8 protein-coding genes are annotated in these 14,489 nt (G+C 43.6%); 3 read left to right on the top strand and 5 right to left on the bottom strand.

Going from position 1 to position 14,489, the window contains the following annotated elements:
• Window positions 1-5: 5 nt before the first annotated feature.
• The 5 genes from QME03_RS03155 to QME03_RS03135 form a co-directional block, all read right to left on the bottom strand.
• On the bottom strand, window positions 6-1,664 hold the full coding sequence (locus tag QME03_RS03155; protein WP_281723441.1) for a Gfo/Idh/MocA family protein: 1,659 nt from the start codon (window positions 1,662-1,664) through the stop codon (window positions 6-8).
• A gap of 253 nt (window positions 1,665-1,917) precedes the next feature.
• Window positions 1,918-2,376: a DUF5018-related domain-containing protein gene (locus QME03_RS03150; protein ID WP_281723440.1), complete on the bottom strand. Its 459-nt coding sequence runs from the start codon at window positions 2,374-2,376 to the stop codon at window positions 1,918-1,920.
• A 29-nt stretch (window positions 2,377-2,405) separates the two neighbouring features.
• Complete coding sequence (locus QME03_RS03145; RefSeq protein ID WP_281723439.1) at window positions 2,406-4,358, bottom strand: RagB/SusD family nutrient uptake outer membrane protein; 1,953 nt, start codon at window positions 4,356-4,358, stop codon at window positions 2,406-2,408.
• A 13-nt stretch (window positions 4,359-4,371) separates the two neighbouring features.
• Entirely contained in the window at window positions 4,372-6,861 is a 2,490-nt protein-coding gene (locus QME03_RS03140; protein ID WP_281723438.1) for a SusC/RagA family TonB-linked outer membrane protein, read from the bottom strand.
• A gap of 3 nt (window positions 6,862-6,864) precedes the next feature.
• Entirely contained in the window at window positions 6,865-7,539 is a 675-nt protein-coding gene (locus QME03_RS03135) for a carboxypeptidase-like regulatory domain-containing protein (protein WP_281723437.1), read from the bottom strand.
• A gap of 719 nt (window positions 7,540-8,258) precedes the next feature.
• On the opposite strand from QME03_RS03135, the gene QME03_RS03130 reads away from it, so the two are divergent.
• From QME03_RS03130 to QME03_RS03120, 3 genes are all read left to right on the top strand, one after another.
• Complete coding sequence (locus tag QME03_RS03130; protein WP_281723436.1) at window positions 8,259-9,212, top strand: FecR family protein; 954 nt, start codon at window positions 8,259-8,261, stop codon at window positions 9,210-9,212.
• Window positions 9,213-9,296: 84 nt separating this feature from the next.
• A complete protein-coding gene (locus QME03_RS03125; protein ID WP_281723435.1) occupies window positions 9,297-12,716 on the top strand; it encodes a TonB-dependent receptor in 3,420 nt (1,139 codons plus the stop codon).
• Between the two features lie 5 nt (window positions 12,717-12,721).
• Window positions 12,722-14,479: a RagB/SusD family nutrient uptake outer membrane protein gene (locus tag QME03_RS03120; RefSeq protein WP_281723434.1), complete on the top strand. Its 1,758-nt coding sequence runs from the start codon at window positions 12,722-12,724 to the stop codon at window positions 14,477-14,479.
• Window positions 14,480-14,489 lie beyond the last annotated feature (10 nt).

The following is a 14,489-nucleotide window of genomic DNA, read 5'->3' as shown; positions in this document are numbered from 1 at the left end:
ATAGATTAGAACTTCTTTTTCTTCAGTATATTTTCAATTTGAATGTTAAGCTCTTGAATAGCTCGTTTATACTTCTTTTCAGCAGCTATTTTTTTCTTACCTTTTGCGTTCTTAGCAGCATCGTAAAGAGTCCATAAATTCAATTTTACTGTAGCTTCTTTCTGTGCTGCAGTGTATGCTGCTGCATAAGTTTCTTGCGCAGCTTCTTGATCTGGAGTAGCATATGCATGTGTATATCCCTTCACATCGTTCCAATGACCGCGTGTAAAGTCGGGGAATGTTACTGCAGCACAGTTATTGTTCATAGAAAGCGCACTAAGTTCTGCCAATGCGCACCATTCAGCCATATCATATACGTCCATATCAAGTGGCAAACCGTGTTGTAAACAGTAAACCAAACGAGAATCCATAACGTAGTCCATACCACCATGGCCTAAGTGACGTCCCTTTTCAGCGTATTTTTCCAAGATAGGGTGGCGATATTTTTCCATAAGGGCTTTCTTTTGTTCATTGTTTAAGAATCCATGGGCGTTGATATCATCCATTTTCGGAGCATCTGTTCCCTTCAATGCATCACCAGCAATTGCAAATTCTTCGGTGGGGTATTTTGTAGCATATCCCTTTGTACCTGTTAACTTGAATAAGCGATTATATGGCTGCGGAGTCATTACGTTGTGCTGTATTTCTACCACCTTACCCCTAGCAGTACGCATCAGTGTAGTAGTATGATCACCATTTAAGAAAGTTGTTGGTTCTTTGCCTGTATGGTTCTTTACCCAATCTTTACCAGCAAAACTTTCAGTATCCATAGCAATAAGAGTAGTGAATCGGTCGCCTCGGTGAATGTCCATGCATTGAGCCACTGGGCCGAGACCATGAGTTGCATATAGGTCTCCACGATTTTCCATGTTGTATTTCATGCGCCAGTGGAGATTGTCTTTATCATTGTCATTAGGATCTTTCCAGTAGTGACTCCAAAACTCAGACAACTCATGAATGTAAGCCCCTTCAGCACGGATTATTTCACCAAACACGCCATCTTTAGCCATTAATAAAGACTTCATTTCGTAGTCATCGTAACAGCAGTTTTCCAATATAAAGCAGTGTTTGCGTGTCTTTTCAGACAAATTAATTAGAGCCCAGCATTGTTCCAAATTCATAACCGAAGGCACTTCTACAGCAACATGCTTATTGTTTTCCATTGCATATTTGGCTATAGGGAAATGATGATTCCAGTCGGTAGCAATGTAAACCAGGTCTACGTCTGGCCGTTTGCAGAGTGCTTCATAACCCTTTTCTCCAGAATAGATGGTAGCAGGTGCTAATCCTGCTTTACGTAGGTGAGCTTGTTGAGCTTCAGCTCGTTTTTCTTCATAGTCGCAAAGCCCCACTATTTCAACACCAGGAATCTGACAGAAGCGTATAACGGCCGAAGGTCCACGCATTCCCAAACCAACAAAAGCAATACGTACTTTTTTGATAGGGTCGGCCGTAAGCCCCAAGACATGATGCTGCCCTGCAGGACGTTCAGGAGTCTCAACTACAATAGTTCCTTTGTCCCAATGCCACTTGGTAGAAGGCGATAAAGACTGTGCTCGGGCAGGTTGGATACTTATTACTGATAATACCATTAATGCTATGGCAACAAGTTTATTCATTTTCATTTTTTATCTGCGTTTTATTGATTGCTTAATTGATGTAAATCCTTTAAGAGAATTTAGAGATAAAAATAAAAGAATGTTATGGAGTAGAGAACAAAGTAACTGAAGAAGATTGCTTACTAAAATAATCTGATTCTCTTAAATATTCTTTTTTATTTATCAAGAAAGGAGCGTTTTGCAACGCCCCTTTCTTTTTTCTGATTGTCTTTCAAACTAAGTTTGTATAATAACATCTCTAAAGGATGTCATTAATAAGTTACTGATATGGTTCTACTACAATGGTCCAAATTTTCTTAGTTCCATCAGCTGCAGTCACTTCATATTGGTTGTCCTTTGTCCAGTCGCCAGGAGTTCCCAAAGTAGGTGCGCCATTAAGAGGCTTGATAGTAGCAGCAGTTGAGATGGTTACAGCAACAACGGCCTTTGCTTCAGTAAAGTTAGGTCTTTCCGCTTCAGGGATGTTTTTAGTGGTGTATCGTATCTTGTAAATACGATTTTCTACATCTTGTGTACGAGCAGCAGCCAAATAAACCTGTTTAACAGCAAGTTCCCCACTTGCGGGATTTTTTTCTGTACCATAGTAACGCCAATAAACATTACCGTTAGTAATATCGCAGCCTGAGTATTTACCCAGTTCTTCCAAGCCGCTTTCCAAGCAGGAGGTGGGTAAGATGGTCATAAATATGGCAGCAATGAAATATAAGAACTTTTTCATATCTTTTACTATTTAGAAAATTAAAACTATTACCAACCTTCATTCTGTGCATCTATAATACCGTAAGCCTCACGGGTATTCAAGAAGTCTTGACTGATGGGGAGTAAATAACGTCTAGTTGTAAATACGCGCTGTGCACTGTTCAGCAATGTAACTTGACTAACGATAAGCTTGCTACGGTCACGGCTAATCTCAATCTTATATGCCGGGCGGTCAAGGTCGGCAATAACCTCGCCAGCAGCACGTCCATGATTAGCGTAGCCACCATATTTACCCCAGCGCAAATAGCTGTAGTAAATATCACCTGTTTCATTAGCCATTTCACAGTTACGCTCGCGGATGTAGTCTGCCCAAGCTTCTTCTTCTGTAGAAGCGGTTGAAGGCGCCAAGCCACCATGTTTTGTACGAGTTGCATTTAATGCAGCAACAGCAGCAGGAATGTCCTTTTTAAGTAATAGTGCTTCTGCCAAGTTCAAGTACGCTTCACCTAAGCGAGTAATATTAAAGTGGAGTGCAACCTTTGAGTTGTAGTAAGCACGTGGTTCGGGTCTCTCAATGTTGCTCTTTCTCCAGTAATAACCAGTGGTGGTGTTGTACCATCCACCATCTTCCTTGTCGCGCACGCCCATAGATATATTACCCCCAAGGTTTAATCCTACATTTTCATTCATCCAATTAGACTTGTCATAAACCATGGTTGTGTAAAAACGCTTGTCGCGACCTTGATACATCAAATCACTAAGGTCTCGTGCAACTCCAGCTTTTAATTTATGGTAGCGTTGGAATACAGGATAGCCATTCTTTGTCTGATTAAAGTCTTGAGGTGTAGGTATGCGTCGCAAGTCGCCGTTTAATTGGTTGTATTGATCAACCTGACCTGCAGTAGTGATAGTAGTAGGGTCAAGAATATCAACATTATTGGTATACTGCGAAGTTTCATACCAAGGCAAGGCAGCACCAGTTGCTTCGTCTGTTACCAAGAACTGATCTGCCAAATCCTGTGTAGGGAAATAAATTGCCCAACCTTCAAAGGTTTGACCATTAGCCTGCTTTAAAGCAACAGGACTCTGTGAGTTCTTAACATTATCGGAAGAAATGTTTGGATAAGTGCGCATCAATTCTTCGAAGCTCTGTACATAAGTGTTTTCTTTTTCACGATAGTAAGCCCACAGAATTTCACGATTGTACAAATCTGTCTCATTCCACAAACTTTTGATTGGAGACAAGTTTGTAGCCAAAGTTGAACCGCTGTTATTGATTACATCAGTAGCATATCTTATAGCTATATCCAAATACTTGCTGTCCTTGGTATAGGCGTATGCCTGGAGAGCAGCTCTAGAGAGTAATACTCCTGCAGCATAGCGGGTGGGAAGACCAGGGGTGTTGGTGGTTGGCAAATAATCTGCTGCTTTTGTTAAGTCGTTGATAATAATGTCATAACTTTCAGCTGCAGTCTTAGTCATTTGAATTTTTACCTCTTCAGGCTTGTCTATGCTGAAAACCTGCGTTACAGGAACAAAACGTCCCATCTTGCGAGCTTGATCAAAGAAGATCATACCGCGCATCAAATAACCGTGTGCTGAAAGTTCTTTCTTTTCAGCTTCGCTTAAGGCTTTGCTGGCCTCTACGTTGTGGATAATTTTATTTGCCTTTCTTAATAGTGTAAAACGGTTACAACCAAAATCATTAGCAGAGCTTACACCTAATTCGGTAGCCACACCATCGATTCCTTCGCCAACCTGTGAGCATTTTACGGAATTAGGGGTACGTGCCTCCCATCCAACACTTTGGCCAGAACCAGCATAACCATTATTAATTACACTACTGTAAGCGGCATATACAAAACCTTCTACGGTTGCCTTACTGTTCCAAACAATCTCGTCATTAAAAACTGTAGTTGGGTGTGTGTCCATAGTGTCGATGCACGAAGAAATGGAAACAAGGCCCAAGCTTAAAATGCCATATCTAAATATATTTTTCATAATTGTCTACAAGTTAAAAACCTAAATTAAGTGTAAACGCTAAAGTTCTCTCTACAGGGTATCCATAATAACCTGTATCCTTTGGTTCTGGGTCAAGACCATACTTAGTGGCTTTAGAAATAGTAAAGATGTTCTGACCTGCGATACCTACTTTACATCTGTTCAGCCAAGAAACTTTTTTCAAAAGGCTATACTTTAAGTCGTAACCAAACTGGAAGTCCTTCATACGAATGTAAGAACCATCTATCAACCAGAAATCACTATAAGCATAGTTGTTGTTAGCGTTCAAACCAGTATTCGACATTAAGCGGGGGTACTGAGCATTGCGGTTGGATGGTGTCCAGAAATCTGTTTGGTAGTCGTACGCTACAGGCATATCACCTGTTTGACCAGTTTGCATTGCCAATGAGCTTGAAGTATATAAATCAAAAGCTAATGAACCTTGGAATAGGGTGCTGAAGTAGAAACCTTTGTAGTTCAAATTAATATTTAATCCAAACTGGTTGTGAGGCGTACTAGACCTGCCTAAACGACGATAGTCTTCAGAAGTAATTTGGCCATCACCATTGGTGTCTTCGTACTTGATGTCGCCAGCAGTTAAATAGCCAGAGTTATATGAGTTAATAATACCAGGTGAGTTGTATACATCTTCTGCACTAGTATAGTATCCAAGATTTTTATACATAGCACCATAGTAGTTTTGCTTTACTTGTTGTGAACGGTGGTATGGATTCAAACGTGAAGCTTCTGCTTCACTTTCATCCAAAGCCCAAATCGTATTATAGATAGTAAAGTTACCAGCGATATCATACTTAAAGTCTCCAATGTTATCTCTCCAACCCAATGAAAGCTCAACACCTGCACGGCGATGTTCTGAATTAGATGCGATGCGTGGCAAACCTATACCGAGAGCAGTGTTTAAGTATGATTCACCAATAGGAGCAACCAAGTAACCCTTAGTAGAGTAATAGAAATAGTCAAACGAACCATAAAGGCGACTATTCAAAGAGGCAAAGTCAAAACCCATGTCAAATTGCTTAGTAGTATACCAAGTTAAATCTGGAGAAGCCAAGTTGCCTTCAGTGAAGCCTGGATGGTATTGACCATTCATTACGTAAGCACGTGGGTCGTAAGAATAAGTAGACATGTATTGGAAACGGCCTGCACTTTGGTCCAATCCTGTTTCACCATATGAAACACGTAACTTCAATGAGTTTAAAATGTTCTTTTCAACTAACTTTTGCATGAATTCTTCGGCAGTCACAACCCAACCTAAAGAACCGCTAAAGAAAGCTCCCCAACGTTTGCCAGGAGCAAAACGATCTGAACCATCATAGCGAAGACTTCCTTCTGCATAGTACTTGTTGTCGTAGTTATATTTTAACTGACCGATCCATGCTGCACGTCCCATTTCAGCTTCTTCGCCACCATTGGTCTGCGTGTTAGCGTCACCAACACCAATTTGGTCGATGTTAAACGCATAATTTTCACGTTGAGATGAATACCATTCAGTCTTCTCGTAGTACTGTTCAAAACCTCCTAAAGCTGAAACAGAGTGCTTGTTAAACTGTTTTGCATATTCTAAGAAAGCTTGATTCGTAAACGAATAGCCTGTAGATGATTGATGATTTAATAGAGGCTTATTAGCATAGATAGGCGAATCAGAATCCCAGTCGTATTGAGCAGCATCTTTACGCCAAGATTTCTGAGTTTCTCCATAGTAGCGATAGTTACTAGCTGCACGAATTTTCAAGCCTTCTACCCATGGCAAAGCCCAAATCAATTCTCCCTTTCCATTAATAACATTTTCTATGTTGCGGATATAACCTGCATCCTTAGATGTTTCGGCAACGGGATTGTCTGTAATATTATAAGGTAAACCGAATTTGTTAAGGCCAGGATAACGGCTGTGTTTATCATTGATGTGAGAGAACACACCATAATAATTACTTGCTGTAGAAGTGTAAGGGTGTGTGTTATGCTGGCGATAACCATCAATAGCAGTATTGATTGTTAAACCGAGTTGTTTGATTAAGGTTGAATTAGAGATACGGAAGTTGGTTCTCTTCATCCAGTGGTTATTATTCTTATACAACGAGTTTTGGTCGATGTGTCCTAAAGAAATATAATATCTATTAGTTTCATTGCCACCAGTCAAGCGAATAGAATGCTTCTGCATAGGTGCCCAATTTTTTAAAACTAAGCTACGCCAGTCTGTATTGGCAAAGTTCAATGGATCTGTACCGTTCTTGAAATGGTCCAAACCCTCTTGTGAATAAGCAGGAGCAAGTCCGTCGTTCTCGCGAGCAATATTTGCATATATTGCACGGTCGTAAGAACTCATTTTCTTAGGCCAAATGCTTGGTTGAGCAAAACTTTGGTTAAAGTCATATTCGAAGTTTATCCTACCCTCTTTACCTTGTTTAGTTACAATCTGTATAATACCATTGGTTGCACGAGAACCATACACTGCAGTTGCTGAGGCATCCTTCAAGATAGACATACTCTAAATGTCGTCCGGTGAAAGGTTTGCAAAGTCGGAAGAAGAGCGGATTACACCATCGATTACATAAATAGGTTCGCCACCACCACGAATAGAAACAGACGGAGTAGCGTTGATACCACCTCCTGATGTTTTAACAATCAAACCAGGAGAGCGACCAGCCAAACCTTGAGCAATATTAGCTACAGGCATATTTGAAATTTGTTCTGCTTTAACAGTCGATACAGATGCTATCAAGTCGCGTTTACTAGTGCTTGTATAACCGACCACAATCACTTCGTCAAGAGCTTTAGTGTCTTCATCCATTGTGATGTTCATGTATTGTGCGGTTGCAGCAATAGAGATAGTCTTGTGACCAACATAAGTGATTTCAAGAATATCGCCCACCTTTGCATTTAACTCGAAGTTTCCGTCTAAGTCTGTTACTGTGCGATTGTTTGTGCCCTTCACACCAACAGCAGCACCAATGACGCCCAATCCATCTTTATCGACTACTTTACCTTTAATCTTTGATGACTGCTGGGTTGCTTCTGTAGCATTAGCATAACTCGCATCTGCAAATACATACTGCGGAGATGCACATAACAGCAAGGAACAGAGTCCTATCCCTGCCATCTTTGAACAAGTTGGGCCATAAGGTTTGCCCAGCTTGTGGAGAGAATAATAGTTTTTAGGCATAATAATTTATTTTATTAATGTAATTTTTTTCTGAATTTCAGGAATTTAGGTTCTCATTTATGTCTTTGTAAATATAAACAACTATATGATGCTATTATGCATGATAGCTGATAAGCTCATATAAAATTCACATCTGCTGCAAGTCAATAGGGTTTAGTTTTAAATATATTAACGTTAGGGTAAATAGGCGGTGCTGTTGTTAAGATATTGCTGAAAGCATTAAATAAAAACAGACTTCCGTGTAAATACCGAAGACAAATTTACAGATTTATTTTATATTAACCATAGAATTATTAATAATTTTAATTCTTAAGCTGATAAATTAGGCTTTCTTTGTTGGTTGGCGCTATTAGTTGGCATGTCATTATTATAAAAGTATAAGGTGTGAATTAGAAAATAATGTTTGAGCTTTAGCAATTAAACAGTTGCTGCGCATTTGTTTTTATCTGGTTTTCATTGTTTCTTGTTCATCCCTCGTTTTCAGGTCGGCATCATGCCCGTGTTATTCATGTGGCGTGGTGCACTACAGTTTGACGAATAACACAAACAATGTGCTCAACAAAACCCAAAATCTACATAGCTCAAACAGCTGATTTGAGTTTAATCCACATCGTTTGCTCCCTTCAGGCTTTCTTTCCTTGTTGTTTAAAGTATTAACAGATATTAAAATGTAGTACTAAAAACATTCTTCCACGTATAAGCAATAACAAAAAACAGTTATGGCAAATACCATAGACATATTATATCAACGCTATTTGCGAGGCGAATTATCGGCCGAGGAGTTGGAGGAGTTTAGGCAATTGGTGGCCGAAACAGCCGACGACGACCTGTGGGACTTGATGTGTCTCGACTTTGTTAATGCTTCGGAGGCAACACAAATGCCATTCGACGCCAAGCAGCGTGTGTTAGAGAATATTGAAAGAGAAACCAAAACACAGCGCAAAAGTTTTAAGTTGCGCTACGTGGCAGCGGCCATTGTGCTGCTATTTGTGATGATTGGAGGCTACACGTGGTATGCCATGAGCAACGCCACAGTGCGACATTATGCCACCATCACCGTGAAACCAGGGCAGAAAGCTAGTGCGGTGTTGCCTGATGGCACACGCATCGACCTTAATGGGGGCACAAATTTGTGCTATGATGTGGTGCCAGGCGAGCGTCGCGAAGTGGTGCTTAACAGTGGCGAGGCCTTTTTTGATGTGGCTAAAGATGCCAATTGTCCTTTTCATGTGCGCGTAAAAGGCATGCAAGTAGAGGTGCTTGGCACTCGATTTAACGTGAAAACAACCCGTGGGAGGGTGGAAACAGCCCTTTTCTCGGGTGCGGTGCGTCTCACGGCCAACAACCTTAACCGCCCCTATCGCATGAAACCCGGACAAAAGGCTGTGTACACGGCAGACACTGCAGCGCTAAGATGTATGCCCAACGACCTACATCGGGATGCCGGATGGAGAGAAGGCTATTTGGTGTTTAGTTCTACACCACTCAATGATGTGCTGCAACAGATAGCCAATTGGTATGGTGTGCAACTGCAGTTGGCTAGGCCACGTATAGGAGGCGACCTGCTAACAGGTTCGTTTTACAACGAAACACTAGAGAGCGTGTTGCACAGCTTGAGCATGCAATATGGCTTTACCTATCGTAAACAAGGAGATAAAATCATTGTGGAGTGAGGGTTTAAAGCGCGCTTAAGCCCCAAAGGGCATAGCAAGCAATGAACATAACTCCCTAAAACAAGAAATCTAAATACTTCCAAAATGACTAGAAACCGAAGAAGTGAACACAAAGACAAGCGCATGTGGCTGCTTGTAGCTTTGCTTTTGTGGATGGTTCAGACGCTTAATGCGCAAACACAGCGCGTAACGCTCAACCTTCACAACGAAGAGGTTGCAACCTTTATCAGGCAGGTAGAGAAGCAAACCCCCTTCACGTTTGTGTATCGCAACAGCGTGCTTAATCCTAAGACGCGCGTATCAATGGTGTGCAACGGCCAACCACTGCAAAAAGTGTTGACGCAAGTGCTAACACCACTGGGCGTGCAGTTCTCGTTTAACAACAACACGGTGGTGCTTGTGCGCAAAAACGATGATGCATCAAATCGCCAAACCAACCCAAAGTTAGGCGCCACGGGCCGAAATCAAGATGGCAAAAAAATATCGGGCGTGGTGAAAGACGATACTGGCGAACCCATTGTGGGCGCTAGCGTTATGGTGAAGGGTACCAATCAGGGTACTATTACCAACATGGATGGCGAGTTTGTTCTTGATGTTCCTACCAATGCCACACTCTCTGTGTCGTACATTGGCTTTGCTCCGCAAGAGGTGAGTGTGAAAAACACAAACCATCTGAGCATTACCATGGCCGAAGATGCAGCTAAGAAACTTAACGAAGTGGTGGTTGTGGGTTATGGCACACAAAAGAAAGCCAGCGTAACGGGCGCCATCTCGTCGGTTACAACAAAAGACCTGGTCCAAACGCCACAGGCAAACATCAGTAACATGCTGGTGGGTAAAATGCCTGGACTTATCGCCATGCAGCGCAGTGGTGCTCCTGGCGAAGACGGTTCTACGCTCTTAATTCGTGGTGTGAGCACCTTTACCGACAACACCGCACCATTGGTGATGATTGACGGTGTGGAAAGAGACAACTATAACGGTATCGACCCAAACGAAATCGAGTCGGTTAGTATTCTTAAAGACGCCTCGGCCACAGCCATCTATGGTGTGCGTGGTGCCAACGGTGTGATACTTATCACCACACGTAAAGGTAAAACGGGCAAGCCCCAGTTAAGTTATTCGGGTAATGTGGCTATACAACGTCCCACTGCTATTCCCTCTTATCTTAATAGTGCCGATTATGCTATGCTGTATAACGAGGCACAACTGAACGACAGCTACACGTCGGGAACGGCCTACATGCCACGTTTTAGCGACCAAGATATCGAACTTTATCGCAATGGAAGCGACCCGCTGTTTCATCCCAACATGGACTGGACAGGCGATTTCTTGCGCAAAACAACGCTAAGAACGCAACATAACTTTACGCTTACAGGCGGAACAGACCGTGTGAAATATTTTGTGTCGGCAGGATATTATTCGCAAGAAGGTATGTACAACCACACCAAGGTGGATGCCGACCACGATGTAAACGCTCATAACGCGCGTTTCAACTTCCGTTCTAACCTTGATTTCACCATCACGAAAGACTTTAAGGCCTCTTTGCAGTTGGCTGCACAGGTTGAAAACGTGCGCACACCAGGTTCGGGAAACAGCACTATATGGCGCGAAATATCGTGGGCCAACCCCCTAAGCTCTCCTGGACTTATCGATGGTAAGGTGGTTAGATTGCAAGATGTGTTGGGCGAACAGAACCCTTACAGCATGTTGCTGGGCAATGGATATGATGCCGACAGCAAAAACAACGTGAATACCACCTTAAGAATGGATTACGACCTTAGCCGTTGGTTGCTTAAAGGACTCTCGGTGCATGGAAGCATATCGTTCGACAGCTATTATTACAGTCGTAAGAAGTTCCGCAAGAGCATTCATTATTATACGCCCGAGCGCGACCCTAATGCTGCTGGGGGCGTGGTATTCGTTCCTAAGGAGGAAGAAACGGTGTGGGCAGCCTCGTCCGACTATGGAAAGAACCGCAAGATATATGCCGAAGTGGGCCTACACTACGACCAAACTTTTGGAAAACACCACACAACAGGACTGTTGCTTTACAACCAAAGCAAGTATTATTCTCCCTCGTTACAGTATTTAGTGCCCAATGCCTATCAAGGTGTAGTGGGTAGGGTTACCTACGATTATGCTTCGCGCTACCTTGCCGAGTTTAATATGGGTTACAACGGAACCGAAAACTTTGCCAAAGGACGTAGGTTTGGTTTCTTCCCTGCTGTGTCGGCAGGTTGGGTTGTGAGCGAAGAACCCTTCTTCCCCAAGAACGATTACGTGGTGTTCTTAAAACTTAGAGCCACCTATGGCGAAGTGGGTAACGACAAGATTGGTGGCGACCGCTTCCTATATCTACCCTCTTCGTATGGCGATGCCGAAAACAAAGATATCAACAAGTATAATTTCGGTAAGGCTTCGCAGCCCGTTAACTCGTTGATGGTGGTTGAAAACAAGATTGGAAACCCCGAACTAACCTGGGAAAAGGCACGAAAACTGAACTTTGGTGTTGAGATGAACCTCTTGAAGAACCACCTTACAGTGGCTTTCGACCTCTTTAAAGAGCATCGCAACAACATCTTGGCCAACCGCAACACACTATCAATGGTGATAGGTGCCAACTTGCCAGCTTACAACATGGGCGAGATGGAAAACAAAGGTTGGGAATTAGATGTGAACTATCGTAACAATATACGCGACTTGCGTTATTGGGCACGTTTCAACTATTCGTTTGCACGCAACAAAGTGCTGTTTAAAGACGAAGTGCAGAAGAAATACGCCTACCAAATGGAAACAGGACGCCGAGTGGGACAATTCTACGGTCTGCTCTTTGACGGATATTATAACACGTGGGAAGAGGTAAATGCTCTTGATAGACCAGTGAGCGCATGGAGCGGAAACAAGTTGCAACCAGGTGATGTGCGCTATGTAGACGTGAACAAAGACGGCAAAATAGACGATTACGACATGGTGCCCATTGGCTATTCGCCCACGCCCGAAATTATTTACGGTTTCTCTTTTGGATTAAGCTGGAAGGGTTTCGACCTCTCTGCACTATTGCAAGGAGCAGCCAACGTGTCTATTAAATACTTTGGACGCTCGCTCTGGCCCTTCATCAATGGCAAAGAGAGTGCTAAAAGTCTGATACTGGAGCGCTGGACTGCCGAGAGATATGCTCGCGGCGAACGCATTAGCTTCCCTCGCTTGTCGCAAAGTCCTAACAAAGACACCGACAATAACTATAAAGACTCTGACCTCTGGACACGCGATGCCAAATACCTGCGCCTCAAAAACGTGGAATTGGGTTACACCTTTGGCAAAAGATTGGTGCGCCCCTTAGGTGTACAAAGCGTGCGCTTGTATGTTAGCGGCTCTAATCTCCTTACCTGGAGCGATGTTATCGACCTAGACCCCGAGGCACCTTCGCGTGGGGGTAACGTGGAAATTAACACCTATCCGCTACAAAAGATATACAATATCGGTCTAAATATCAATTTCTGACAATTATGAAGAAGTTCATCTATATATCATCCATCATGCTGGTGGCATTGACCACGGCATGTTCCGACTTCCTTGAAACACCTCCCTCGGTAGAGTTAGACGAGGATAAAGTGTTTGCCGACCGCACCTTGGCCGAGAAATACCTCACTGGCATCTATGCGCAAGGTTTGCCTTTGGGCTTTAATGCCAGCACAAGCAACACCGATAGAAGGCTTGGGTCATCGTCAACTCTTGGTTCGGCATGCGACGAAGCCGAAGATGTGGCTGTTTGGGCTAAAGGAAACTCTTCCTGGAACGTAGACAATCATAACAACAATAGCATCGACTGGGACGAAGATAGCCGTTTTTACCAACGCTGGAGTGTGCTGCGCGTGTGTAATCGCATATTGCAAAATGTGCACAAAGTGCCTTATGATGCTGGAGACCCCGACTTTAATAAGCGCGCTAAGGGCGAAGCTTACTTCATGCGAGCCATGCTTCTGTGGGAAGGCACATATCGTTATGGTGGCATGCCCATCATCCGCGACGTGCTAAATGCAAAAGACTTCTCGTTGCATCCACGCAATTCGTTTGCCGAATGTGTAGATTCGATATTGGTAGACTGTGACCGCGCTGCGGCCATTCTGCCCGATTACTATACCGATGACACCAAAGTGGGACGCGCCACACGCGTTGCTGCCTTGGCATTGAAGAGTAGAGTGCTGCTATATGTAGCCAGTCCGCTGTTTAACACCGCCACGCCTTACATGCCCTTCCCTGGCCATGAAGACCTGATTTGCTATGGCAATTACGACAAAGAGCGCTGGAAGAAAGCTGCTGATGCTGCAAGAGAGGCCCTCAATACGGCCACAGCAACAGGACATTATGCCCTGCTGAACACCGGAAATCCCGACCAAGACTACGAAAATGTATGGGCCGAACCTGATAACGTGGAGATAATTCTAGCCAATAAGAAATATCGCGACCTCAAAGTGAGCCGTTTGCCACTAGTGGCCAACCTCCCTGTGTGGGCTATGAACAAATCGTGGGGCGATGGTGGACTATATGTTACCTTTAACTTCGTGAAGTATTACGAGAAAAAAGACGGAACACCAGCCGACTGGAACCCAGCAGGCGGTAACAATCTAATGGATATTTACAACACGCTAGACCCACGTTTTAAGCAAACAGTGGCTTATCATGGTTCATCGTGGAACAACGAGATAACATTTATCGACTTCCTTCCCGGTGGAGCACACCGCTCTAGCACCGACAAAACACGTCACCTGTTGCACAAATGGGCACCTCGCACCCTGCGCGTAACGCCTCCGCTCAACTCGGTGAACGTAGATTGGATTAACTTCCGTATGGCAGAGCTATACTTAAACTTGGCCGAAGCACTCAACGAGTATGCCGACACGCCTCCCGCAGAGGCCTTCGACGCTGTAAACAAGGTGAGACAACGCGCTGGCATGCCCAACTTCCCCTCAACGCTTACCAAAGAACAGTTTCGTGAGAAGCTTCGCAACGAACGCGCTGTTGAACTGGCGTTCGAAGATCATCGCTTCTGGGACATTCGTAGATGGATGATTGCAGAGAACGAAGGCGTGATGAGAGGAAAAATGTACGGACTGAACATCTCGTCGCCCGATGGAAATAAGACTCATGTGCACTACGAACCCTATGTGTTTGAAACCCGTTCGTGGAGCAGACACTCGTATCTGCATCCGCTGAAACAGCTAGAAGTAGACAAGGGACAACTCTTGCAAAACCCTGGTTGGTAAATATGTTCAA

The organism is Hoylesella shahii (assembly GCF_937990675.1).
Lineage (GTDB): Bacteria > Bacteroidota > Bacteroidia > Bacteroidales > Bacteroidaceae > Prevotella > Prevotella shahii.
This window is presented reverse-complemented; position numbering and strand designations above follow the sequence as displayed.